Source organism: Desulfatitalea tepidiphila (genome assembly GCF_001293685.1).
Lineage (GTDB): Bacteria > Desulfobacterota > Desulfobacteria > Desulfobacterales > Desulfosarcinaceae > Desulfatitalea > Desulfatitalea tepidiphila.
The window spans coordinates 306,967-329,630 of sequence record NZ_BCAG01000003.1 but is presented as its reverse complement, the minus strand read 5'-3'; the positions used below and the strand labels follow the sequence as shown (position 1 = coordinate 329,630).

General features: G+C 58.8%; 23 protein-coding genes. 6 read left to right on the top strand and 17 right to left on the bottom strand.

What is annotated here, in order from left to right; all coding sequences use genetic code 11:
- Positions 1-3: 3 nt before the first annotated feature.
- From DFT_RS06085 to DFT_RS06040, 10 genes are all read right to left on the bottom strand, one after another.
- Complete coding sequence (locus DFT_RS06085) at positions 4-1,497, bottom strand: PAS domain-containing sensor histidine kinase (protein WP_054030354.1); 1,494 nt, start codon at positions 1,495-1,497, stop codon at positions 4-6.
- 57 nt (positions 1,498-1,554) lie between these two features.
- Entirely contained in the window at positions 1,555-2,067 is a 513-nt protein-coding gene (locus DFT_RS06080; RefSeq protein WP_054030353.1) for a hypothetical protein, read from the bottom strand.
- An 87-nt stretch (positions 2,068-2,154) separates the two neighbouring features.
- Entirely contained in the window at positions 2,155-2,673 is a 519-nt protein-coding gene (locus DFT_RS06075; protein WP_152971879.1) for an ACT domain-containing protein, read from the bottom strand.
- Positions 2,674-2,898: 225 nt separating this feature from the next.
- Positions 2,899-3,282 carry a response regulator gene (locus tag DFT_RS06070; protein ID WP_054030351.1) on the bottom strand — a complete coding sequence of 128 codons (384 nt, stop codon included), beginning with the start codon at positions 3,280-3,282 and terminating at the stop codon, positions 2,899-2,901.
- 75 nt (positions 3,283-3,357) lie between these two features.
- Positions 3,358-4,281, bottom strand: a complete 924-nt coding sequence (locus DFT_RS06065; RefSeq protein WP_054030350.1) for a methylenetetrahydrofolate reductase — start codon at positions 4,279-4,281, stop codon at positions 3,358-3,360.
- Entirely contained in the window at positions 4,278-4,946 is a 669-nt protein-coding gene (locus DFT_RS06060) for a methylenetetrahydrofolate reductase C-terminal domain-containing protein (RefSeq protein WP_054030349.1), read from the bottom strand. Before DFT_RS06060 ends, DFT_RS06065 begins: the two co-directional genes overlap by 4 nt.
- 25 nt (positions 4,947-4,971) lie before the next feature.
- Positions 4,972-5,418 (bottom strand): hydrogenase iron-sulfur subunit, encoded by a 447-nt coding sequence (locus DFT_RS06055; RefSeq protein WP_054030348.1) that lies wholly within the window; start codon positions 5,416-5,418, stop codon positions 4,972-4,974.
- Positions 5,418-8,456 (bottom strand): FAD-dependent oxidoreductase, encoded by a 3,039-nt coding sequence (locus DFT_RS06050; protein ID WP_054032375.1) that lies wholly within the window; start codon positions 8,454-8,456, stop codon positions 5,418-5,420. The genes DFT_RS06055 and DFT_RS06050 overlap by 1 nt, the downstream gene beginning before the upstream one ends.
- A 154-nt stretch (positions 8,457-8,610) precedes the next feature.
- Positions 8,611-9,483, bottom strand: coding sequence for a methylenetetrahydrofolate reductase (locus tag DFT_RS06045; RefSeq protein ID WP_054030347.1), 873 nt, complete (start codon positions 9,481-9,483; stop codon positions 8,611-8,613).
- A 122-nt stretch (positions 9,484-9,605) separates the two neighbouring features.
- Positions 9,606-9,845 (bottom strand): sulfurtransferase TusA family protein, encoded by a 240-nt coding sequence (locus DFT_RS06040; RefSeq protein ID WP_054030346.1) that lies wholly within the window; start codon positions 9,843-9,845, stop codon positions 9,606-9,608.
- Positions 9,846-10,078: 233 nt separating this feature from the next.
- Here DFT_RS06040 and DFT_RS06035 point away from each other — a divergent pair, with 233 nt between their 5' ends.
- From DFT_RS06035 to DFT_RS06025, 3 genes are read left to right on the top strand one after another with little or no spacing between them, the layout of a single operon-like run.
- Positions 10,079-11,500, top strand: coding sequence for a sigma-54 interaction domain-containing protein (locus DFT_RS06035; protein ID WP_054030345.1), 1,422 nt, complete (start codon positions 10,079-10,081; stop codon positions 11,498-11,500).
- Positions 11,501-11,504: 4 nt separating this feature from the next.
- Entirely contained in the window at positions 11,505-12,941 is a 1,437-nt protein-coding gene (locus DFT_RS06030) for a glycerate kinase type-2 family protein (protein WP_076750413.1), read from the top strand.
- Positions 12,904-13,776, top strand: a complete 873-nt coding sequence (locus tag DFT_RS06025; RefSeq protein WP_054030344.1) for a DUF2156 domain-containing protein — start codon at positions 12,904-12,906, stop codon at positions 13,774-13,776. Before DFT_RS06030 ends, DFT_RS06025 begins: the two co-directional genes overlap by 38 nt.
- 11 nt (positions 13,777-13,787) lie before the next feature.
- On the opposite strand, the gene DFT_RS06020 is transcribed toward DFT_RS06025, so the two are convergent.
- From DFT_RS06020 to DFT_RS06010, 3 genes are all read right to left on the bottom strand, one after another.
- On the bottom strand, positions 13,788-14,138 hold the full coding sequence (locus DFT_RS06020; RefSeq protein WP_054030343.1) for a hypothetical protein: 351 nt from the start codon (positions 14,136-14,138) through the stop codon (positions 13,788-13,790).
- Positions 14,139-14,257: 119 nt separating this feature from the next.
- The gene (locus DFT_RS06015) at positions 14,258-15,655 is read right to left on the bottom strand and encodes a sensor histidine kinase (protein ID WP_054030342.1); all 1,398 of its coding nucleotides are present in this window, start codon (positions 15,653-15,655) and stop codon (positions 14,258-14,260) included.
- Positions 15,624-16,313: a response regulator transcription factor gene (locus DFT_RS06010; protein WP_054030341.1), complete on the bottom strand. Its 690-nt coding sequence runs from the start codon at positions 16,311-16,313 to the stop codon at positions 15,624-15,626. The genes DFT_RS06015 and DFT_RS06010 overlap by 32 nt, the downstream gene beginning before the upstream one ends.
- Before the next feature lie 229 nt (positions 16,314-16,542).
- On the opposite strand from DFT_RS06010, the gene DFT_RS06005 reads away from it, so the two are divergent.
- Entirely contained in the window at positions 16,543-16,959 is a 417-nt protein-coding gene (locus DFT_RS06005) for a MerR family transcriptional regulator (RefSeq protein WP_054030340.1), read from the top strand.
- Positions 16,952-18,196 (top strand): acyl-CoA dehydrogenase family protein, encoded by a 1,245-nt coding sequence (locus DFT_RS06000; RefSeq protein ID WP_054030339.1) that lies wholly within the window; start codon positions 16,952-16,954, stop codon positions 18,194-18,196. Before DFT_RS06005 ends, DFT_RS06000 begins: the two co-directional genes overlap by 8 nt.
- A gap of 19 nt (positions 18,197-18,215) precedes the next feature.
- Here the strand turns inward: DFT_RS06000 and DFT_RS05995 are convergent, their stop codons facing one another.
- From DFT_RS05995 to DFT_RS05980, 4 genes are all read right to left on the bottom strand, one after another.
- Complete coding sequence (locus DFT_RS05995; RefSeq protein ID WP_054030338.1) at positions 18,216-18,647, bottom strand: SHOCT domain-containing protein; 432 nt, start codon at positions 18,645-18,647, stop codon at positions 18,216-18,218.
- A gap of 117 nt (positions 18,648-18,764) precedes the next feature.
- A complete protein-coding gene (locus DFT_RS05990; RefSeq protein WP_152971878.1) occupies positions 18,765-19,961 on the bottom strand; it encodes a hypothetical protein in 1,197 nt (398 codons plus the stop codon).
- Between the two features lie 60 nt (positions 19,962-20,021).
- Positions 20,022-20,318, bottom strand: coding sequence for a hypothetical protein (locus tag DFT_RS05985; protein WP_054030336.1), 297 nt, complete (start codon positions 20,316-20,318; stop codon positions 20,022-20,024).
- Between the two features lie 37 nt (positions 20,319-20,355).
- Complete coding sequence (locus DFT_RS05980; protein WP_054030335.1) at positions 20,356-20,865, bottom strand: hypothetical protein; 510 nt, start codon at positions 20,863-20,865, stop codon at positions 20,356-20,358.
- Between the two features lie 549 nt (positions 20,866-21,414).
- On the opposite strand from DFT_RS05980, the gene DFT_RS05975 reads away from it, so the two are divergent.
- Positions 21,415-22,620 (top strand): serpin family protein, encoded by a 1,206-nt coding sequence (locus DFT_RS05975; RefSeq protein ID WP_054030334.1) that lies wholly within the window; start codon positions 21,415-21,417, stop codon positions 22,618-22,620.
- Positions 22,621-22,664: the final 44 nt, after the last annotated feature.

Here is a 22,664-nt window from a genome sequence, read left to right as displayed (position 1 = left end):
CCTTTAATCCAAATCTTGGTCCTGGGCACTCGAATAGAGCTCGAATTCAATGATAAAGGTCGTCCCCGAACTGCCGGTCTCTTTTACACGAATCTCTCCCCTGTTCTCCTTGAGCAGCCCATAGGCCGTGCTCAAGCCCAGGCCGGTGCCTTCGCCGGGGGCCTTGGTCGTATAAAACGGATCGAATATTTTCGGCAAGTCCTGGGCGGCAATGCCGCATCCGGTATCGGAGATTTCAAGAAAAGCCTTTCCTTCGAATTTGTTCCGATAGGTACTCAAGGTCAACTTGCCGTCGCCGTGCATGGCGTGCACGGCATTGATCACCAGGTTGATGATCACCTGGCTGATCTGGTTTTTATCCACATGCAACATCATCATCTCATCTGAAAAGATACGTTCGATCTCGATATTGCGAAACAACTTCGGGTCCCGGATCAGATTGATGCTCTGGTCGACGAGCGTATTGAGCTGGATCATATCTTTCATGGGACTCGATTGCCGGCTGTAGGCCAGAAGATTCTGCACGATGTCGCGGCAGCGCTTCACATCGTCGATCACCGCCTGCACATCGGCCCGCTCGGGGTCGTCGTGGTCCATGCCTTCCAACCGAAGGGTCGCGTAAAACAGGATACCGGTCAGCGGGTTGTTGATCTCGTGGGCCACCCCGGCGGCGAGCTGCCCCAGCGAGGCCATCTTCTCGGACTGGGCCAACTGGGCCTGGGCCTCCTTGAGCTGTTTCTCCACGGCCAGCTTCTCGCGCAGATCGGTATAGATGCCCACGGTAGCCACCGCCTCACCGTCTTCGTAGATGATCGAAGCCGTCAGATCCACGGGGATATTTTCCCCCTGGGCATTGCGTATCGTGGTTTTGATGCTCGGCAATTTGCCTTGGGCATCTTCCAGAAAACGCATGATCTGGCTGGCCGTGCCGGGGGGATAGAGCTGATCCGCGGTAACATGGCGCACGGCAAAAGGATTGCTATACCCGAACAGCTCTTCGGCGGCCGGGTTCATGAGCAGGATATGACCGTAGCGGTCGGCGGCGACGATGGCGATGGGAGAACCGAGAATCACCTTTTCGAGAAAGGCCTCGGTCTCTTTCAGGGCCAGCTCCAGATTCTTCTGACGGGTGACATCACGGACGCTCTCCATGATATAGGCGACCTCGCCATTTTCGTCCAGAATAGGCGAAAAGACCCGGTCCTCATAGAGCCGTTTACCGGTCCGGGTGGTATGCCGCCGCATAACGGTGGTACCGTTTTTCTCGGTCAATACTTTTTGAAAAGGGCATACCTTGTTCGGGCATGTGTGCGCGTTGTAAAACACCTCATGGCAATGCCTGCCCACAATTTGATCCAGGGTGAGGCCGTGGCGCTGCAAAAAGATCTGGTTGGCCGATAAGATGGTCTTGTCCGGCTTTAGAATGAGGGTGGGAAAGGAGAGGGAATCGAACACCCGCAAGCGCCAGTCGAGCTCATTCATCAGTTTCTGATTCATCGTCCGGTCTCCAACTCCTCTGGATCGAACCCATGACGCCAACGGCGTCGCCATGCGTCAGATACGCACATGACGAGGAATCTCGAATGCGTCCGTGAGCAGCGCTTTGGCCTGCCCGCCCCAACCGGTCGGCAGAACCAGATAAATCGTGGCCACCGAGCAGGCGACGGCCAGAATGGGGATTTGCGCCTCGAACAGTGGCGTCAGGGTAAAATCCAGCACGCCATATCGATCGCCGTAGTGCGGCCCCTGGAGAAACAGCAGATCCACACGGATCGGGTCCCCCATGACCAACGCGTTGCCCACTGCCAGTTGACGATCCAAAAAGGGACTCAACCTACCCCAATGGATCTCATCGCTCAACAGGAAAAACCGGGTCGTGCCCCCCTGGCCGCCTTGGGCCCAAACCATCTGGAAGACCGGCCCCTGATCGGCCATGGATTGAAGGGCCTGCCCCCACTGCGCCATCTTTTCCGGTGCAATATCGATCCGGCAGAGCCGCAGCGCCTCGCACAGATGAAATCCGTAGGTCCGAATTCTAGATTCCCAATAAACGGCAATGGTTTCCATCGTTTCCCATCCCTCCCCGGGCTGCTGTAGGCACCCGGATCGGCGACCTGGCCGGCCGATCTCTCCCCGCATGGCGATCCGGCCGGATCATACGGGCCGCCTTTCCTGACGGACTTTGAAATCCGTCCTTAACGGCGAGGCATTTTCAGGTAATTGAAAACCTTCGACGAGCAGCCGGCCGGCTTCTTCCAGCCGATCGAAATCGACCACGAAGCTGAGAGCCGAGATCGAGGAGGCCAGAGCGTGGACCTTGATGCCGTTTCGGCTGAACACTTGCAGGGCCAATCCCATGAACTTGAGGTTGGCATGGTGTGGATAGAAGGTGACGACACCGACACGTCCGCAGAAATGGACGTATCCCCTGAGCCGTTCGTGTTGCTCGGTCAAGGCTTCGACGACCGATTGATCCTTGGCATCGATGCAGCATACCACCGGCTGCGAATCGATGGCAGCGGTCGTTGTGATGAACGCGATGTTGACATGGTGTTGGGCCAGCAGGCGGCAGAAAGGAGACAAGAGACCAACGGTCGCATGAGGCGCATGAACCTGGATCAGGGCCAGGGGTTCGCTGAGCTTGAGGCCATTGATGGAAAGCTTTTCGGTCATATCGAAGACCAACCCCTATCATGGCCGATAGTCGGCAAGAGACGGTGCCGGAGGCCCATTCGGATGCCCCTCTGTGCGGACGACCAGGCCGGCAAATTTCGGGCGCACGGTCTGTCTCGCCGGCAGCCCCGAAGTGAAGGACTGCCGGCGAAAACAAATCCGTGGCCGGCCGAACCGTCTAATCGTCGTACGGAGGAGACAAGACCTGACCGGATACAATAGCCGTTAGAGATTATCCGCGACGATCTCCATCAATTTATCCAGATCGATCGGCTTGGGAATAAAATCATCGGCCAAAGTGTTCTTCCCGTCCATGTGGGTGTAGCTGGTGTTGGGCACCGCATCGGCCACGGCCGTCAGCAGAACCACCACGATGTCCTTATAGTCGGGATCGTTTTTGATTTCGTTGCACAGCACGTACCCGTTCTTACGGGGCATCATGACGTCCAGAATCACCAGGGCCGGCCGCTCAGCTTTGATCTTGTCCCAGGCTTCCACGCCATCATAGGCTTTGGCCACACGGTAGCCTCGGCTTTCCAGTTTCATGCTGACCGATTCCACCAGATCCGGGTCATCGTCGACGACCAGTACCAATTGTTTGCTACTCATGGTGTGAGACCTCCTTGATCGATTTGTGTTCAAAACGGTGCCGACCCCAATCGATCGGGGATCGTCCCGATGCCTCTATACCTGCGGCCTCGGATAGAGTCCAGAGCGTTCGACGATTTCGGGCACCGCAGATTCCCATTCGATGGCCATAATGTGAACTCCGGCCACCCCTTCGATGTCCAGGACCCGCTTAATGGTCTCGACGCAGATGTCGATGCCTTCCTGGGCCTGCTTCTCTTTGGGCGTCTTGGCCATGCGATCGACCAGTTCAGAGGGGACATCCATCCCGGGTACCTTGTTTCTCATATACCTGGCCGCGCCAACGGATTTCATCGGGGTGATACCAGCCATGATATAGGTCTCTTTGTGCAGACCCCGCTCGCGCACACCTTTCATCCATTGCTCGAACTTGTCAACATTGAAAATGCACTGGGTCTGAATAAAATCGGCACCGGCCCGCACTTTCTTGGCCAGTCGGGCCACGCGCAGCTCGAATGGATCGGCAAACGGGTTGGCCGCAGCACCGATAAACATCTTGGGCGCGCCCTTGATCTCGGCCCCTCCGAAAAATTTGCCCTCATCGCGCATCTTGCGCACCATCTGAATCATCTGGATGGAATCCAGATCAAACACACCCGATGCCATGGGATGATCGCCGAACTTCATGTGGTCGCCGGACAGACACAACATGGTGTTGATGCCGTGGCTGTAAGCACCGATGATATCGGCCTGCATGGCCAACCGGTTGCGGTCCCGGCACACCATCTGCAAAACGGGGTTCATATCGATTTGCTTCAGGATCATGCTGGCAGCGAAACTCGACATGCGCACCATTGCGGTCTGGTTGTCCGTAATGTTGACGGCATCCACGTAACCGCGAAGCAATTCGGCCTTCTCCTTGACCTTTTCCGGCATTGCGCCCCGCGGGGGGCCGCATTCGCCCGTAACAGCAATATGGCCGGCTTTCATTACCTTTTCTAATACACTTTCTGTCATCATTGTGCCAAATCCTCTCTTACGATCTTGCGAGGCCCGCCGGCCCGTTCCGTACTCCAGTCCTTTGCCTCTATAATTTCTTCGTATCGATCCTCCTGGCCCAGTTCCTTGAGCCGATCCCAGATCAGCTGCCATACGCAATCGATCTCGTCACTGACTTCGCACTTGCCATGACTGGAACCGCCGCAGGGGCCATTGAGCAGGCGTTTGGAACAGCGCGCAATAGGGCAGATGCCGCCGGTCAGGCCCAGCAGGCAGTTGCCGCAGCCATGACACCGTTCCGCCCAGATTCCCGGGCCTTCCGAGGCGCCCATGAATTTGGTGTTGACCGCCGGAAAGACGCGCTTGTCGCGAAAGCGCTTGGCCACTTCCTGCACGCCGCAACCGCAGGCCATGGAAACCACCGCATCGACCTGGCCGATATACGGCGCCAACTGCTCTACGTACTCGGGATCGCACTGACGCTCCAGGGTCATTTCACGAACATCCAGGGTCTTGCCGCGTTTCATGAAATCCATCTGCAGCGCCGAGGCCAACATGGCCACCTCTTTGCGACCGCCGGCCGAACAGACCGTCACACACTCGTTGCACCCAACCAGAAGAATTCGTCGGCAGTCGTCGATGCTGTCGATGATTTCCGCCAAGGGTTTTCGTTCCGCTGTAATCATGATCGTCTACTCTCCTTTATCTGTGCTATGCGACCTTGTCCGCGGCGGCTTGTGCCTGCTTTGCGGCACCGACCGGGTTGGGTCCCAATTTTCGAATTTCTTCGGTGAATTCAGTGGCAATCTTGGCAAAACGGGGCCCCATGCCGGCCGACATGGTCACCATGGCCAGGCGCTGGGGTTCGATGCCGATCTCTTCGAGCAGCTTTTGAACGAAAGCGACGCGCTTGGTCGCCTTGGTGTTGCCATTTTTAAAATGGCAGTCGCCGTCCAGGCAGCCGGCGACCAGAACACCGTCGGCCCCCTTTTCCAGCGCTTTCATCATGTGAATGGTGTCCACCTTACCGCTGCAGGGCACCCGCACGATTTTCACGTTGGTCGGGTAATTCAAGCGCATGGTCCCGGCCATGTCTGCGGCGGTGTATGCGCAATAGTGGCAGCAGAAGGCCACAATGACAGGTTCAAATGTTTCCATCAGGCTATCCTTTCGAGCAATCCTTCGAGTTTGGCCATAATCGGTTCGTCTTCGAAACACGCCAGCTGAATCGCCTTGGCCGGGCATTCGGCCGCGCAGATACCGCACCCGTGACACTTGGCCGGATCGATTTCCGAATAACGGTCTTCGTTGATAAACGGGACATGGTAGGGGCAGGCGCGCACGCAGGCCAGGCAGGTAGCACATTTTTCCGGATCGACGCGGGCCACCACGGCACCCAGGTTGATCGTATCCTGGGCCAGCATGGCCTGCACGCGGGCGGCCGTGGCCTGGGCCTGGGCAATGCTCTCGCGAATGCTGCGCGGTGAATGGGCACAGCCGGCCACGAAGAATCCCGGCACCGACATATCCACCGGTTTGAGCTTGACATGATCTTCGAGGAAATAGCCGTCTTCCGTCCTGTTGAGGTGAAAGATGGCCGCCAGGTCTTCGGTGCTTTCTTCATCGGCCACCAGGCCGGTGCTCAGCACCAGGCGATTGCAGGTCACCTCCACCGGCCGCTGGAGCACCGAGTCGATAAACCGCACCGCCACCTTGTCACCGGCCGCCTCGACCTCGGGTGGTGCGTCATGTTGATAACGGACAAAAATGACACCCCGCCGCCGGGCTTCGATATACGCGTCTTCGCTGAATCCGTAGGTCCGCATGTCGCGGTAGAGCACGAAGATCTGCAGCTGGGGATTGAGATCCAGCAGCCGCAAGGCGTTCTTGATGGCCGTCTGGCAGCAGATGCGCGAACAGTTGGGATTCTCCGGTGTGCGGGACCCCACGCACTGGATCATCACCACGCTTTCCCAATCGGCGATAGGCGCCGGGGTCTCCTCGATGAAGTCGTCCAGGTCGAGCTGGGTCATCACCGCCTTGTGCTGGTCGAGGAGGTATTGACCGGGCCGGTTGGCCATGGCGCCGGTGGCCATGATGGTGGCACCGTGTTCGATCTGGCGGTAGTACATCCGGGGGCCGATCTGGAAACCGGTGGTAAACTTGCCGGGCATGCCGGCATGGTCGACCACGATGGCGTTGGTGATCACCTCGATGCCTTCATGATGGTTCACCTGGTCCACCAGCTGGTTGAGATAAGCCCTGACATCGTCCCCTTCGAGGGTTCGCCGAACGACCGAAGCCAGACCGCCGAGGCGGCCGTTGCGCTCGGCCAACACCACCTTGAAGCCCTGGTTGGCGAGTTCCAGGGCCGCATTCATACCGGCCACGCCGCCGCCGACCACCAGCACATTCTTGTTCATGGGCAGCTGATGATCTCTCAGCGGTCCGGACTTGGCCACACTGAAAGCGGCCATGCGAATCAACTGTTTGGCCTTGGCCGTGGCCAGCTCCCTGGCATTGCTGTGCACCCAGGCGTTTTGATCGCGGATGTTGGCGATCTCCACGAGGTATCGGTTCAATCCGGCCTTTCGGATCGTCTCCTGGAAAAGCGCCTCGTGGGTGCGCGGCGAACAGGCACCGACCACCACCCGATTGAGGCCTTTTTCTTTGATGACGCTCTGCATGCGGGCCAGCGCCTCGCTGCCGCAACCGTGCCCGGCCATCTCGGCGTACACCACATGGGGATACTTCCCCGCTTCTTCGACCACTGAGGCCACATCGATGGCCCCGCCGATATTCTCGCCGCAGTCACAGACGAAAACGCCGATGCGCGGCGCTTCGCCGGTCACATCCCGTTCGGGCGGATAGATATCTTCGGCCGCAGGCATCTCGTTGGTCTTGATGGGCAGATGTTTGGCCGCCATGCACGCGGCCGCACTGGCCTGGACCATGGTTTCGGGAATATCCTTGGGGCTTTCAAACACCCCGCAGACGTAGACGCCCGGCCGATTGGTGCTGACCGGCTGAAAACTCCCGGTCTTGGCAAACCGGTGCGGATTGAGTTCGATGCCCAGGGTTTCGGCCAGTTGCGTCGTCTGGGCCGATGGCCGGAAGCCGGTGGAAAGAACGACCATATCGAAATTTTCCGTGATCATGCCCGACTCGTGATCGGTGGCATAGGAGATCCGCAGGTCGTCGCTGTCCTTTTCGGGAATGATACTGTGCGGACGACAGCGCACCAGGCGGATGCCGTACTGATCCTTGGCCCGTTCGTAGTAGCCCTCGTAATCCTTGCCGAAGGTGCGCATATCCATGTAGAAAATCGTGGTCTCGATATCGTTCTGAAAACGCTCTTTGGTGACAATGGCCTCCTTGAGCGCGTACATGCAGCAGACGCTCGAGCAGTAGGAGACATCCTCGCGATTGATACCGCGCGATCCGGCGCACTGAATCCAGGCCACCCGTTTGGGCTGTTGACGGTCCGACGGACGCACCAGTTCGCCCAGGGTGGGACCGGAGGCCGACATGATGCGTTCGTACTCCAGGCCGGTCACCACATTGGGGTAGCGGCCGTGGCCGAAATGGTCCAGCTTGCCCGGATCGAACAGATCGGCACCGGTGGCCAGCACGATGGCGCTGACCTTACGGGTTTCCGTTTTCTCCTTGTCGTCGGGAATGATGGCGTTGGCCGGGCAGCACTTGATCAGGCCGTCCACATCCAGGCACGCCGCCATGTCAATGGAAAACGCCTGGGGCGTGGCCTGCGGATAGCGCATACAGGTCGGCGCACGATGATCCAGGCCCGGAACGAAACGCACGCACTCGGGATATTTTTTGTGGCACTCCCCGCATGCCGTGCATTTTTCCAGGTCGATGTAGCGCGGTGCGCTGACCAGCTTGACCGTGAAGTCGCCGGCCTCGCCCTCCAGGCTGGTCACCTGGGTCAGCGGCATCAAGCCGATGTGCTTTTCCCGGGCGCCGGAAGAGAGCCTCGGCGAGATGGTACACAAATCGCAATTGTTGGTTGGAAAGGTGCGGTCCAGCTGGGTCATCAAGCCGCCGATGGCAGGAGCCTTGTCGATGAGCAACACATCTTTCTGTGCTTCCGACAGGTCCATAGCCACCTTGATGCCGCCGACGCCGCCGCCTATGACGAGAATCGGTTTGTTGTGCTCTGCAGTGTGGTCTGTCATGGGTCTGTTACTCGCTTTGATTGGGTATATGGATTTATCGATGCGCATGCATCGGCCGCCGTACAACACCACCGGGCGTTGCCTGGCCCTTGTAATGCCGATCGCATACGCTGCTGATTATTTGAAACCGGCCTTCATCGTCCGGATCGACCGACTATATCTGGGCGTAATCGAGAATGGCCCCCAGGCGGTGCTCCCATCCAAGGGTCTCGATCTTCACACCGGCCACCTTGCCCTTGAGCGCGACGATGGTTTCACCGGCAATCCGCAGGCACTCCTGCTCGCGGTCCGATGCCTTGCGGATACGGCCGATAAGGGCTTCGGTAACACCCGCGTTGGGCTCGTTCAGGGCGATATATCGGGCGATACCGACCGATTTGAGCAGGAAGATGGTCGCAATGACCGGTACCCCCAACCCCTTGAGCTTGTCCAGGAGCGCCTCGCAACGCGCCACGTCGAACACCGGCGGGGTTACGATGAATTGGGCGCCGGCCTCGACCTTGGCCTTGGCATCGGCCAGTACCGCATTCAGGGCCACAGCGTCGCCGAACGAGGCAATGGTGCAACCCGTGGTGAAACTCGGTGCACCTTCCAGATCGAACCCGGCCAGGTCCTTGCCCTGTTGCAGGCCCTGGATCGCCTTCAGAAGACCGATCTCGTCGAGATCGTCCACTGTTTTGGCATCCCGGTGGTCGCCGTTTCCCATGGCCTCGCTGTGGGCCACGATCAGGTTCTGGATCCCCAGGACATGGGCGGCCAGCAGGTCGCCTTGAAGGGCCATACGATTACGATCCCGGCCATAGGTATGGATAATGGCCTCGATCCCCTGCTGCTGCATCAGAACACCCCCTGCCAGGGCGCTCATCCGCATGACGCCGTTATCCATGTCCGGAACGCTCACCGCATCCACCCGCCCCTTGACTTTACGAGCGTTGGTGATGAGCTGAGATATATCCACCCCTTTGGGCGTATTCATCTCAGCCAAAACCACAAATTCGCCAGATGCTAATCGTTTTTGAAAACTCATGGCTCCCCTTTTCCTAGTTATAAGCTTTTCTGGTTTTCCATTTGCCCCGACGGCCGGCAAATGGCCTCAACGCCCTAACCGTTGTCTTCCCAAAATTGCCTGAATCTGTGTTGTCTATACCATCACCGCTTACGCAAACAAACGCGAATCAGCGCCGCTTCGCTCTCGTCCATGGCGATAAGGTCGTAGGAAACCTTCGGAAGCAATCGGAACAGATCGGAGCGCGTATCCGCGTCCAGCCCTAGCACTTCAAGCGTCTGATTCGGGCGCATTTCCCTGAAGACACGACTCAATTTGAGCATGGCCAGGGGGGCGATGGCGCCTCGAAAATCGAGGCTGTAATCTACATGATTTTCAAGCAACTGTACACTGCTCCATAAAAAAAAACCACAGACACAGGGGGCAATTAATAGGCAAACCCCATGCCATCCAACAGGCACTGGTCAGGACCTTGTCCTGGAAATGGGTTTTCCTCTTGGATTCATAAGGTTAAACTTCATCACGACCGAACCCCGTACAGGAGCATTGCCCATGGCATGTTAAAATGATAAAGAATTCGTTTTTGACAGGTGTTAAATTTTAACAGGCATGCGTGATGAGCGAACACGAAATCGACCGCTATTGGAAAACCGTCGTCAATACCATCCGCGATGGATTGATGATCGTTGACGAACGCGGCATCATCGTTTCGGTCAACACCGCCCTGGAGCGCATCACCGGCTACAGTAGAGACGAGCTGATCGGCCGGAACTGCACCCGCCTGGAATGCGATGTGTGCGAACAGATCCGCCACAATGACGGCAATCAATGGTGTTCGCTGTTCAGCGGAAAAACCGTCAATGCTCGCCAGTGTGTGATCAAGCGCAAAGACGGCCGGCCCGTGCATGCGCTGAAAAACGCCTGCCTTCTCCACGACGACGGCGGTGCCGTGATCGGAGCGGTGGAAACCATCACCGACATCAGCGAACTGATCGAAAAGGAGAACAAGATCGCCGCGTACGAGCGCCAGCTGCGTTCCGACGACGGCCTTTGCGGCATTCTCGGCGCCAGCCCGCCCATGCAGCAAGTCTTCGAACTGATCTCAAACGCCGCCCATTCGGACGCACCGGTGATCATATTGGGCGAGAGCGGCACCGGCAAGGAGCTGGCCGCCCGCGCCATCCATCAGCTCGGCGCACGTTGCGACCGACCGTTCGTCAAGGTCAACTGTGCCGCCTTTACCGAATCGCTGCTGGAAAGCGAGCTTTTCGGTCACGTCAAGGGCGCCTACACCGGCGCCTACCGCAATCGCGCGGGTCGTTTCGAACTCGCCGACGGGGGCAACATCTTCCTCGACGAGATCGGCGACCTGCCCCTGGCCATCCAGGTCAAACTGCTTCGGGTGCTGGAAGAGAAAATCATCGAGCGGGTCGGCGACAACACCCCGATTCCGGTGGATGTGCGCATCATTTCGGCCACCAACCGCAACCTGCAAGAGCTGATCGCCCAGGGAAGATTTCGGGAAGACCTCTTTTTCCGGATCAATGTGATCCCCATTCATCTGCCGCCGCTGCGCGAACGCACCGAAGACATTCCTTTGCTGGCCGAAGCCTTCTTTCACAAAGTCGGCCTGAAAAACCGCAAACCGATCAGCGGCATCAGCAATGACGCCATGGCCTGCCTGATGGCCTATCCCTGGCCCGGTAATGTCCGGGAGTTGAAAAGCGCCTTCGAATACGCCTTCGTCACGTGCCAGGAGACGATGATCAGCCCGAACCATCTACCGCCCAATATCTTCCATCATGCCCCCAAATCCGCCGCCGCCGGACGCAAGGGCTTCGACCGGGAGGCGCTCAAGCGCCTCGAACTCATCGAAGCCCTGGAAGAGGCCGAGGGCAACCAGTCCCGTGCCGCCGAGCTGCTGGGTGTCACCCGGGTCACCGTCTGGAACCGCATGCGGCGCTACGGGGTGCAATATAAAAAGACCATCGCCGCCGACGCCGGGGAGCCAAGACCCAGGGCGGCCGGGGAGCGATGATGCCATGAGCGCGACGTCCGACCCCATCCTGGCCCGCATGCGCGCCGATGCCGAAGCGATATTCCGAAGCGGCCTGAGCGCCGCCGACCCGGCGGCCGCCATCCGGCGTCTCTGCCGTCGAACGGGACGGGAACTGTGCATCGGCAAACGCCGGTTCGACCTCTCGGCCATCGACCGGATATGGGTCGTCGGTGCCGGTAAAGCCACGGCCTTCATGGCCCGGGCTATTGAAGAGATCGTCGGCGACCGCATCGAAGACGGCATCATCAGTGTTAAATATGGGCACACCGCACCATTGGCCCGCATCCGCACCGTCGAAGCGGGTCACCCCCTGCCCGACGCCAACGGCGTCGCGGCCTCCCGCGCCATCCTCGACCTGGCGCGCCAAGCCGGACCGAGGGACCTGGTCATCGTGCTGCTCTCCGGCGGTGGATCGGCCCTGATGCCGCTGCCGGCCGACGGCCTCCATCTGGCGGAAAAACAAACGACCACCGATCTGCTGCTCTCCTGCGGCGCGACGATTCACGAAATGAACGCCATCCGCAAGCATCTTTCCGGCATCAAGGGCGGCCAGCTGGCCCAGGCCGCGGCGCCGGCGCCGTGCGTGACGCTCATTTTATCCGATGTGGTCGGCGACGACCCGGATGTCATCGCCTCGGGCCCCACCGTGCCGGACCGCAGCACCTTCGGCGACTGTCTGGACATCATTGGCCGTTACGGCATCGAATCGCAACTGCCGGCCGTCGTTCGACAACGCATCAGAGACGGTGTCGCCGGAAGAGTGGCCGAGACACCAAAGACCGACACCCACGACTGGCGGCATACCGCGCATCTCATGGTGGGCAGCAACCGCCAGGCCCTTGAGGCCGCGGCACGGGCCGCCGAGCAGCGGGGCTACCATACGATGGTGCTCTCGTCCTGCATCGAAGGCGACACCCGCACCGTGGCGCGCCTTCACGCCGCTATGGCCCGGGAAATTCTAGCCTCGGGCAACCCCTTGCCACCGCCGGCCTGCATTCTGTCTGGGGGCGAAACCACCCTGGTCCTCAAAGGCGACGGACGCGGCGGCCGCAACCAGGAGTTCGCCCTGAATACGGCCCTTTCCATCGCCGATCATCCGTCGGTCCTCATCCTCGCGGCTGGCACCGACGGCACCGACGGCCCCACCGATGCCGCCGGCGCCTTCGTCGACCACACCACCGCGGCCCGCGCCGCCGGTGCAGGGCTGGACATCCGCCGCCATCTGTCTCATAATGATGCCTACCCGTTCTTCGAAGCGCTGGGGGACCTGCTGATCACCGGCCCCACGGGTACTAATGTCATGGATTTGAATATCGTTCTGGTGATGACAACAGAAAAACAGCCCATCTTTGAAGATGGCGCGGAAGGGAACCACCACCCGCATGCAATTCGAACCGATTCGACTCGAACGCCAGGATGACTATCTCAAGCACCTCTCCCGGTGCGGCCAGATCGCATCCGATTACAGCTTTATCAATCTATGGGGATGGGGCGAGGAATACGGCCTCCAATGGGCCTGGCAGGACGACCTGGTATGGATACGGCAACAAGATCCCCAACCCGCCCTGTGGGCGCCGGTAGGCGACTGGCAACAAACCGACTGGCCGGCGGCCCTGGCCGCGGCCAAAGCCGACGCCGATCGGATCATCCGAATTCCCGACGGGTTGATAGATATCCTCCGACGCAACGATGCACTCTCCATTACGGCCGAAGAGACCCGCGAACACTGGGACTATCTATACAGCATCGAAGAGCTGATCGAACTGAAGGGCAACCGCTTTCACAAGAAGAAAAACCTGCTCAACCAGTTCCTCAAAAGCTATGAATACACCTACCTGCCGTTTGGACCGGACATGATCGACCATGCCATGGCCATGCAGGAAGATTGGTGTGCCTGGCGCGATTGCGAAGACGTCGAAACCCTGGCTTCGGAGAACCAAGCCATCGCGCGCGTGCTCGACACCGCGCAGCACTTGCAGGCGATTACCGGCGGCGCCCTGATCGTAAAGGGCATCATCGCCGCGTACACCATCGCGGAGATCATGCCCGACAACAGCCTGGTGATTCATTTCGAAAAGGGATGCCCCGACTACAAAGGCAGCTACCAGGCCATCAATCAAATCTTTCTGACCAAACTTCCCAAAGGCCCCACCATCGTCAACCGGGAACAGGACATCGGAGACGAGGGGTTGCGCAAAGCCAAACTCTCCTACAACCCGGTGGATTTCGTCAAGAAGTACCAGATCCGATTGTAAAAAAATCGAGTCTAGGCCGCCTTCTTCGTAGGCTTGTGGAACTCTATCTCATTGGTGCGTTTGTCGAACCACCCTCTGTAGAGGACAAGGTCCGGATATTTGGCCAGGTGGTCGTAATTGGCCACATCGATGCCGGCCGAACGAACCGCTCGGGTGCTGAACACGAGAAAATCAAATTTGGTTTTGACGTCCGGATAGGGCCGCAGCACACACCTCAAGGCCCAAACGTAATCCGGGTCCATCTGCTCTTGAAGCACCAGATATTGTCCGATTTGTTGGGGCAACTCTCTCGGTTTGGCCAGTTTGGCTTCGCCGTTTTTGTTGGCTGCAATCTTTTTACGATTCCAGAATTTCCATTCCATGGCTTATTCTCCTGGGATTGAAAAGGTATGTTCAAACTACGACTGCTTTATACCAGGAGATAATTGCCGGCCCCTTTCCTGAAGATTACAGTTTTGAAAGGTTGTTTATGCAAGCGTCGTCATTCAGGCGGGAGGGTAATGGTGAATGTGGCACCTCGATCGAGGGTACTTTTCGCTTCGACCCGGCCGTTGTGGGCCTCACAGATCGCCCGGACAAAACTCAATCCCAGCCCCAATCCTTTTTGCGACCTGGCGTTGGCCCCTCTGAAGAGACGGTCCCAGATCTTGGGCAAATCGTCTGCAGGGATGCCGGTGCCCGTATCGGTGAAGCGGATACAAATGTTTCCATCCTGCTGAAACACCTCGATGGCGACGCGGCCGCCGGCCGGCGTATACTTGATGGCGTTGTCCAGGATATTGGCAAAGGCCTGGCTCATCCGGTTCCCGTCGCATCGGTTGCACAGCTCGGCAGGGGCCGCGACCGTCAGTCCGATGCCTTTTTCGTCCGCCACGGGTTCATACATATCCACGACCCGTTTGACGAGTGAACTGAGGTTGTAAGTGCCGCGGTGCAGGCTGAGGGTGCCGGTTTCCGCTTCTGAAATATCCATCAGCATGGTGACCATGGAAAGGATGCGGTCCGACTCCTCGATACAGTCGGAAAGTGCGTCGCGGGTCTGTTTGAGATCGGTATCGTCCTGGAGGGCCTTTTCCGCCACCGTGCGCAGACGGGTCATGGGGGTGCGCAGATCGTGGGCCACGTTGTCCAGCGACCCTTTCATGCCCTCGATGAGCGTCTTGATCTTGTCGAGCATCTCGTTGAAGAGACGGGCCAGCTCATCGAGCTCGTCGCCGTTGTAGGAGCGGGTAACCCGGGCCGCCATTTCGCCTTCCAGGATGGAGGTCACGGTTTGGATGATGGATCGCACGGGCCGCAACGATCTGAGCGCCATCAACAATCCGGCGGCGATCCCCAAAACCGTCAGCGGGAAGAGGATCAGCAGCATCGTATCCCGGAAACGGCCCAGGGTCTCTTCCCGCTCCTCGGAACTCATGCCCACCTGGAGCCAGCGACCGTCGTTGAGTTGCTGGGCCGTGGCCAGCATCAGGAAACGATCCTCCCTGGCCGGCAGCGACACCCAGTCGCCGGCCGGGCCAAGGGGCAATCGCTCCAACTGATCCAGCTCGAATTCGTCCCAGACATCGGGGAAATAGATCTTCACGGTCCGGTTCGCGCCGTCGGCCAACCGGAAGAAGTAGGTTTCCGCCTTTAAAAAGCGGTACTTGACTGCGACCTCGGCGTCGATGGCCGGCAACCCGCCGGCATTGTAAAGGTCAGCCAGTTCGGCCAACTCCGCCTCAATGTCCTCCCGGTCGTTTTTGGCCATGGCTGAGGAAAGGGACAGGTAGGTGACCATGAGCAGGGCCGCAAACCCGAGGATAAAGGCCACCGCATACCACAAGGAGAGTCGGAAGGCGTTGGATTTAAATATTTTTAGCGGGGTCCTGGAAAACATAGCCGATCCCTCGGATGGTCCGGATGAATTTCTTGCCATACCCCTTTTCGATCTTGTTTCTGAGCCGGCAGATCAGGACGTCGACCACATTGGTCTGAGGATCGAACTGAAAATCCCAGATATGCTCCAGGATCATGGCCTTGGTCACGGTGCGTTCCGCGTTGCGCACCAGCAGCACCAGCAGGGCGAACTCCCGGGGTTGCAGGTCGATTTTGTGCCCTCCCCGATACACCTCGCGCCGAATCAGATCGATGGAGAGGTCACCGCACGACAGGCTCGAACGCTCCCCATGCATCATCGATCGGCGAATCAGCGCCTGGACCCGCACCAGCAGCTCGGAAAAGGCGAACGGCTTGACCAGGTAGTCGTCCCCGCCGGTTTCGATGCCTTTGATCCGGTCTCCAAGGGATCTTTTGGCGCTCAGGATCAACACCGGCGTCCGGATGCCCTGCTGCCGGAGCTGCTCGATCACCTCCAGACCGTCGAGATCTCCAGGAAGCATGATATCCACGATGGCCGCGTCATAGTCGGCGTTGAGGGCAAACTGGAGACCTTCCCGGCCGTCCGAGGCATGGTCGACCGCAAAGCCCTCCTGTCTAAACCCCACCGTGATAAAGGATGCGATTTTGGCATCGTCCTCGATGAGGAGTAATCGCATGGAAGCCTCCTGTTTTCATCACATCATCACCAGATGGCTGGTTCTATATTGAGGCGGACCGGATGATCAAATCATTTCCGCATTTCCGCGAAACTTTCAGGGATGTAATCCTTGAACCAACCGACGCCAACGCCGGGGTGGCGAACAGGCACCGATCACTTTCCTGTTGACATACGGATCACCCCCATGAAATGTTAACGTTAACGTTAACTTCACACAGGCTCCTGACATGTCCATCCCAAACGACGAACCGACCTGGACCGTCAGCCAACTGGCCGGCGAATTCGATATCAGCACCCGCACCATCCGCTTTTACGAAGAGAAGGGCTTGCTGGCGCCAAGCCGCACCAACGGCGGCCACCGCCTCTTCACCAAGCGGGACCGCGCGCGCCTCAAGTTGATTTTGCGGGGCAAGCGCTTCGGCTTCACCCTCGAGGAGATCGCCGACATGATCGGACTGATTTCCGACGGCATCGATGAGCGGGAACAGATCCGGCGCACCCTGCGCTATGCGGACCGCAGTTTGCGAGAGATCCGCCAACGCATGGCAGAACTCAGGTTGTTCGAATCGGAAATATTGGAAATGCTGGAAAAAATAACGCTCCGGCGCGACGAACTGGAACAGGAGGAGGGCAAAAATGTTTGATTTCATGATGACCGACGAACAAAAAAAATTGCGCGAAGAGGTGCGGGACCTGGTGCGCTGGGTGCCGCGGCAGATGATCCTCGATATGGACCAGGACAAGATCCAGTTCCCCAAAGAATTTCTGCGCGAAGCCGGCCGGCGCAACCTGTTCGGCTGCCGCTACCCCAAGAGGTGGGGCGGCCGCGGCATGGACTGGGTCTCCACATGCATGGTCATGGAGGAGGTGGGCACCCTGGGCTACATTTTTGCCTGCGTCTTCGGGGTGGGTGCCGAGTTGGTCTGCGACGCCATCATCCTGCACGGCACCGACGCCCAGAAGGAGCGTTACGTCAAGCCGCTTCTGAGCGGAGAAATCTTCGCCGCCGAATGCCTCACCGAACCCCGGGGCGGGTCGGACTTCTTCGGCACCACGACAACCGCCGAGGACAAGGGCGACCACTTTGTCATCAATGGCCAGAAACGCTTCATCGTGGGCGCCGAAGGGGCCGACTACTTCCTTGTGTACGCCAAGACCGATCCGGCCGCCGAACCACACAAGGCCCTCACCTGCTTCATCGTGGACCGCGGCCCCGGGGTGCGGGTGGACTATATCTACGGCCTCATGGGCAGCCGCGGCGGCGGCGCCGGGCGGGTGGTCTTCAAGGATGTCCGGGTCCCCAAGGAGAACATCGTGGGCCGGCTCAACGGCGGCTACGCGGTCTTCAACACCATGATGATCCCCGAGCGCCTGGGCACCGCGGCCATGACCATCGGCGCGGCCCGACCAGCCCTGACCGTGGCCACGGGCTACACCACACGGCGAAAGGCCTTCGGCCAGCCCATCGCCCAGTTCCAGGGTGTCAGCTTCCAGGTGGCCGAGGCGGCCATGCTCCTGGATGCCGCCCGCAGCATGATCTACACCACCGCCCGCATGGTCGACTCGGGCGTCCCGGCCAGGGAGACCCGCCGCATGGTCAGCCAGGCCAAGAAGTTCGTCACCGAATCGTGCCAGAAGGTGGCCCACAACGCCATGCAGGTGATGGGCGGCATCGGCTACACCAACGTGTTTCCGGTGGAACGCATCGCCCGCGACCTTCGCCTGGCCTCCATCTGGACCGGCTCCAACGAGGTGATGAGCATGATCATCGCCCACGAGTGGTACAAGGAGTACCTGGCCAGCAAGGCGAAGAAAGCGGAACGGGATTATGAAAACGATGCGGCCGAAGCCTTTGCCGAAGGGGAGAAGATCTACGAATGATCGGCGGCCGTCCGTAAGATCAGAGCTCCTGAAGAATACGGGCCCGCTGGGCGATGTACTCCTCCTCGTCGATCAGCCGGCTGTGGCGCAGTTTGTCCAGATGGCGCAACCGCGCCTCGATGTCGGCGCCCGGCGCAAGATCACCGGGAGCGCCGCCGGAAGCGTCCGGAGGGTCGAATCGCAGTTCCGCGAGGGTGTCCGTACCGCTCTGCCGCGACGCCCTCACCACCCGTCGGAATTGGACGATGATACCGATGCAGGCGCCCATCCAGACCAGCCAGAAGAGGCACATCAGAATCGCCAGGCCCGGCTCTGAGGAGAAGGAGGTCTCCATCAGCACCACCACGGCCATCACCAGGCCGAATAGCATCAAAAGGGAAACTACCCAAGTGCCGATGGCCGCGCCGCGGGCCGTCAGTTTTCCGGGAACGATCTCGACTTTTTGCGTCATCTACAACTCCTTCGCCCAGTTGGTATCATTTCCACGTCAAACGGGCCGGATTTCATGGTGAACTTACGCGGTCCGTTGTCATGGCGATATGTGGATTTCCGACCGTGACCGCTCCCTTTAATGAATGACAATCTCGTACTCCCGGAGAAATTTGGGCTGGGGGTCCTGCCACCAGTGGGTAAATACCTTCAGCTTGGCGGTACCCGGTTGGACGGCTTCGAGAATCACGCCGCTGTGGGCATCGTAGAAGACGGCTTCGACGGCGTCGCCGATCAGGTCGATGGGGCAGCTGTTGCTCCGGGAGCCGGGCAGATCGTAATAGAGATACTCACCCGTTTTTAACGTAACGCCGGGTCCCTGCACCGGTCCGACCTGGATCACCTGGTAACCGCGCAACATGACGGTGCCGTCTTTCTCTTCCATTCGTGTCCGTAGAATGATCTCCTCATGATGCTGGGGACCATCGACGCCCGTCACCCAAACCGCCGCCGACTCCCGCTCCAGCAGCCAATCCTGGTCGCTGGTCTTCTTCCCCCATACGGTGGCGGCGCTCCCGGCCTTGTCGTTCTCCGGCCGGAATCCATAGACGAGCATGATCTGATTCGAATAAAATTGTCTTGAATCGATGAGGTAGGACAGATTCATGGGCATGCTGTGATCCACCTGCAGCTTGTCTTCCTTCCTCATTTTCGGCGAACCCTCGGAGATGACGGCGAGAGGCGGCGTATCGGCCTGTGTAATTTGTGGGGTTGCGGTGTCAGCGTAACAGAAGAATTCATAGACGGGCTTCTTATTGGCATAGATAACGAAAGTTCTCGCCGGGACTTCCCTTCCGATCTGATCCGAAACCGCCTTGATCTGCTGATACATGGAATATGCAGGCGTGATGACGGGCGATATCCCGGCATAGGCGCCGGCCAGAAAATAGTCATAGGAAAACTGCCCCTGGTCATAGGCGGTCATTTTACGGCATTCGACGGCAAACCATCGCGTGAAGTTGCTGCCGTCCGCCTGCAGCGGAGCACAGGTTGAAAACGACACATCCTTGTTGACCCCATCCATGTGGATTCTTAAATCCGTCACCGCATCATCTTCCATGACGAACGCGACATGTTGGGTGTCATCGATGTAGTAACGGCCCTCCTGGTCCGCCACACGCAGGCCTCTGTAACGCTCTCCCGCCATGCCGGGCTGGGGATGGATCGCGATGATTGCGACGATCCAGAAAAAGAGCGTCAAAACCACCCGCCAACGCTCGGAATCTCTTTTCTTCTCCGAATATCTCCCAAGTGCATTGCACACGTCGATTTTCATGTTCAACTCCTCGCTGTTGGTCTCACACATTATGTTTATGATCCGTTATGGTGGCGAGCATCATTCGACGCTGGTCGCTCCCACGCTCGATCTGTAATTCTGATGGTGCTGGCGGGCGGGCGAGACATTGGAAACCGCCAGCGCCGCGGCAGCGATCAACAGGGCCACCGCCACAAGCCGTGGCCATCCCGAGCCGGAAAAAACCGCGATGAGGGAGGCGACCCCCGCCAGGGCGAAACAGGCGATACCGGCCATGGGATCCATGACAGCTCCGCCGATCAACAGAAAAAGTACCGCCAGGATGATCAGGCTCTTTTGAGTTGCGCCTTTTCGCGGCGCTCGACCTGCCTTGGCCATCACGTACCTCCTCGCCCGCCGCCTCGCGGCCCCCTGTTCACATGTCGTTGTAGAGCGTCTCTTCCAGCCCGTAAGCATACCCGGACTTGCGTTCGAAGACCTTCATCCGGTATTGCCCGCCCGCCTTGAACGGCCCGCTCAATTCCAGGATGAGATCGCTCAACCCATAGGGAATGACCACCCGATCGCCACGTACCAGGGGCTCCCCGAAGGCGATGGAAAACAGCCAGGGCGCCGAGTGGCCGAGAAAAACGCAGGCCACCACATGCTGCTGGAAATCCAGCTCCGGCGCCGGTGCGTCGAAGGCGCGCCGCCATAGCAAGCGCCAATCGGCCGGGTCTGTCACCACCTCGATGAAGGCTTCCTTTTGATGGGAAAGATGCCCCTCCCAGCTTTGTCCGAGCCGGGCTGGCGACGGTGCGGCGTCAAGGGCGGTCGGAGCGGGCGACCCGGCGACGGGAAGCTCGTCTGCGCCGGACCAGACCGGCCACATAAACAGGTTCAGCAAGAAAGTGCATGTCAAAAGGATATTCCGGATGTCAGTCATACGATTTTCCAACAGGCCAAAATGAAAAACGCCTGCACATCGAACATTTTGTAAAATTTTAAGTATGTTATACAGCAACCCAAAACCGCCATCAAGCACTGAATCCCTTCGAAGGATACTATCGGCCCCATCCGGATCAACCTTGAGGCAGCCCCGGCGCAGGCCGGGGGAGTTTCTGGGCCGTCCGCCGTGCATTTTACTGGCACTTGACCGCTTGGCGTGTGGCATCGGCCACCTGTGCCACCCGGGCCGGGTTTAACGAGTGCCCGTCCACAAATGACCAATTGGCCCGATATCGGCGTTGCACGAAAAATTTAATCCTCGGAATATCGATCATATGCCTGCGGTTAAATTTTTCGTGCGCCTTAATCTCGACCCAATTTGCCTATTTGTGGACGGACACTGACGAATAGCAGTCCGTGGAATCCCTGGATCGGCAAATAGCCGGCAAATAGCCGGTTGTTTTCACTGTGCATCCATATTAGAATGCGTCGGTCGTTAGGGTTCAGGATGTCAGGACGCCACCCTTTCAAAATAAAAGGAATCGCAATGAAATACACATCCATCGTCTCAATGGTTCTGTTGACCGTCCTCGTGGCCGTCTCCCTGTCGGCGGCCGGCGGCGCAGCCCCTTCGGAAACCGCCTCGCAAGATCTTTTGACCCAGGGCAACCGCGCCTTCTCGGTCCAGCTGTACCGACAGCTGGCGACCGGGGAAGACAATCTTTTCTTCTCACCCCACAGCATCTCTGCGGCCATGGCCATGACCTATGCCGGCGCCCGCGGCAAGACGGCCGAAGAGATGAAGCGGGCGCTTCACTTCGATCTCGATCAGGACCAGCTTCACCCGGCCTTCAAACTGCTGAACACCGGGTTGGTCAACGGTTCGGACCTGGCCGGGCAGAAGCTCAATGTCGCCAACGCATTGGTGCTCACGGGTGATGATGTGAGCCAGGCTTACAAGACCCTCTTAAAGGACTATTACGATGCCGAAATCTTTCCCGGCGATCTGGAGACGATCAACGCATGGGTGAGAAACAAGACCGAACACAAAATCGAAAAGATTCTCGATGAACTCAGCCGTGATTCGGTTTGCGTGATCCTCAACGCCATCTACTTCAAAGGCCTCTGGGCCTTCCCGTTCGATCAAGATCGCACCGCCGATGCACCCTTCAATGTCTCACACGACCGGCAGGTGACCGTACCCCTCATGCAGCGCAACGCCGACTTGAGGCTGTTGAAGGAAAACGGTTTTCGCGCGCTCAGCCTGCCGTACCAGGGGGAGCGGCTTTCCATGGTGATCCTGCTGCCCAACCAGGTGGATGGGTTGAACTCGCTGGAGGAGCAGGCGACCGAACCGAACCTCAAGCAATGGCTGGCGGCCCTGGACAGCCGGCAGCCCCGGAAGGTAAGGCTCTACCTGCCCCGGTTCAACCTCGAAACCAGCTATGACCTGGTGCCGCCTTTCCAACGGATGGGCATCGCCGAGGCGTTCCAGATGCCCGTTGCCGATTTCAGGGGCATGGGGTGGCCCAAAGGCAAGCTCCGCATTGCCCAGATCAAGCACAAGGCCTTCGTGGAGGTCAACGAGGAGGGGACGGAGGCCGCCGCCGTCACCGCCGTGGAGATGGTCACCAAGAGCATCATGGAACATCCCGAAGAGTTTCGCGTGGATCATCCGTTCTTATTCCTGATCCGCGACCATGCCAGCGGGACGATCCTGTTCATGGGACGCATGGTCGATCCCGGCAGGTGAACCTTTCTCCAGAAGGTACCCCAGAAGATGCCCCAGAAGGTGCC

Coding starts and splice junctions, on each gene's coding strand:
- DFT_RS06085 (WP_054030354.1), bottom strand. CDS start 1,497: ATGAATCAGAAACTGATGAATGAGCTCGACTGGCGCTTGCGGGTGTTC.
- DFT_RS06080 (WP_054030353.1), bottom strand. CDS start 2,067: ATGGAAACCATTGCCGTTTATTGGGAATCTAGAATTCGGACCTACGGA.
- DFT_RS06075 (WP_152971879.1), bottom strand. CDS start 2,673: ATGACCGAAAAGCTTTCCATCAATGGCCTCAAGCTCAGCGAACCCCTG.
- DFT_RS06070 (WP_054030351.1), bottom strand. CDS start 3,282: ATGAGTAGCAAACAATTGGTACTGGTCGTCGACGATGACCCGGATCTG.
- DFT_RS06065 (WP_054030350.1), bottom strand. CDS start 4,281: ATGATGACAGAAAGTGTATTAGAAAAGGTAATGAAAGCCGGCCATATT.
- DFT_RS06060 (WP_054030349.1), bottom strand. CDS start 4,946: ATGATTACAGCGGAACGAAAACCCTTGGCGGAAATCATCGACAGCATC.
- DFT_RS06055 (WP_054030348.1), bottom strand. CDS start 5,418: ATGGAAACATTTGAACCTGTCATTGTGGCCTTCTGCTGCCACTATTGC.
- DFT_RS06050 (WP_054032375.1), bottom strand. CDS start 8,456: ATGACAGACCACACTGCAGAGCACAACAAACCGATTCTCGTCATAGGC.
- DFT_RS06045 (WP_054030347.1), bottom strand. CDS start 9,483: ATGAGTTTTCAAAAACGATTAGCATCTGGCGAATTTGTGGTTTTGGCT.
- DFT_RS06035 (WP_054030345.1), top strand. CDS start 10,079: ATGAGCGAACACGAAATCGACCGCTATTGGAAAACCGTCGTCAATACC.
- DFT_RS06030 (WP_076750413.1), top strand. CDS start 11,505: ATGAGCGCGACGTCCGACCCCATCCTGGCCCGCATGCGCGCCGATGCC.
- DFT_RS06025 (WP_054030344.1), top strand. CDS start 12,904: ATGCAATTCGAACCGATTCGACTCGAACGCCAGGATGACTATCTCAAG.
- DFT_RS06020 (WP_054030343.1), bottom strand. CDS start 14,138: ATGGAATGGAAATTCTGGAATCGTAAAAAGATTGCAGCCAACAAAAAC.
- DFT_RS06015 (WP_054030342.1), bottom strand. CDS start 15,655: ATGTTTTCCAGGACCCCGCTAAAAATATTTAAATCCAACGCCTTCCGA.
- DFT_RS06010 (WP_054030341.1), bottom strand. CDS start 16,313: ATGCGATTACTCCTCATCGAGGACGATGCCAAAATCGCATCCTTTATC.
- DFT_RS06005 (WP_054030340.1), top strand. CDS start 16,543: ATGTCCATCCCAAACGACGAACCGACCTGGACCGTCAGCCAACTGGCC.
- DFT_RS06000 (WP_054030339.1), top strand. CDS start 16,952: ATGTTTGATTTCATGATGACCGACGAACAAAAAAAATTGCGCGAAGAG.
- DFT_RS05995 (WP_054030338.1), bottom strand. CDS start 18,647: ATGACGCAAAAAGTCGAGATCGTTCCCGGAAAACTGACGGCCCGCGGC.
- DFT_RS05990 (WP_152971878.1), bottom strand. CDS start 19,961: ATGAAAATCGACGTGTGCAATGCACTTGGGAGATATTCGGAGAAGAAA.
- DFT_RS05985 (WP_054030336.1), bottom strand. CDS start 20,318: ATGGCCAAGGCAGGTCGAGCGCCGCGAAAAGGCGCAACTCAAAAGAGC.
- DFT_RS05980 (WP_054030335.1), bottom strand. CDS start 20,865: ATGACTGACATCCGGAATATCCTTTTGACATGCACTTTCTTGCTGAAC.
- DFT_RS05975 (WP_054030334.1), top strand. CDS start 21,415: ATGAAATACACATCCATCGTCTCAATGGTTCTGTTGACCGTCCTCGTG.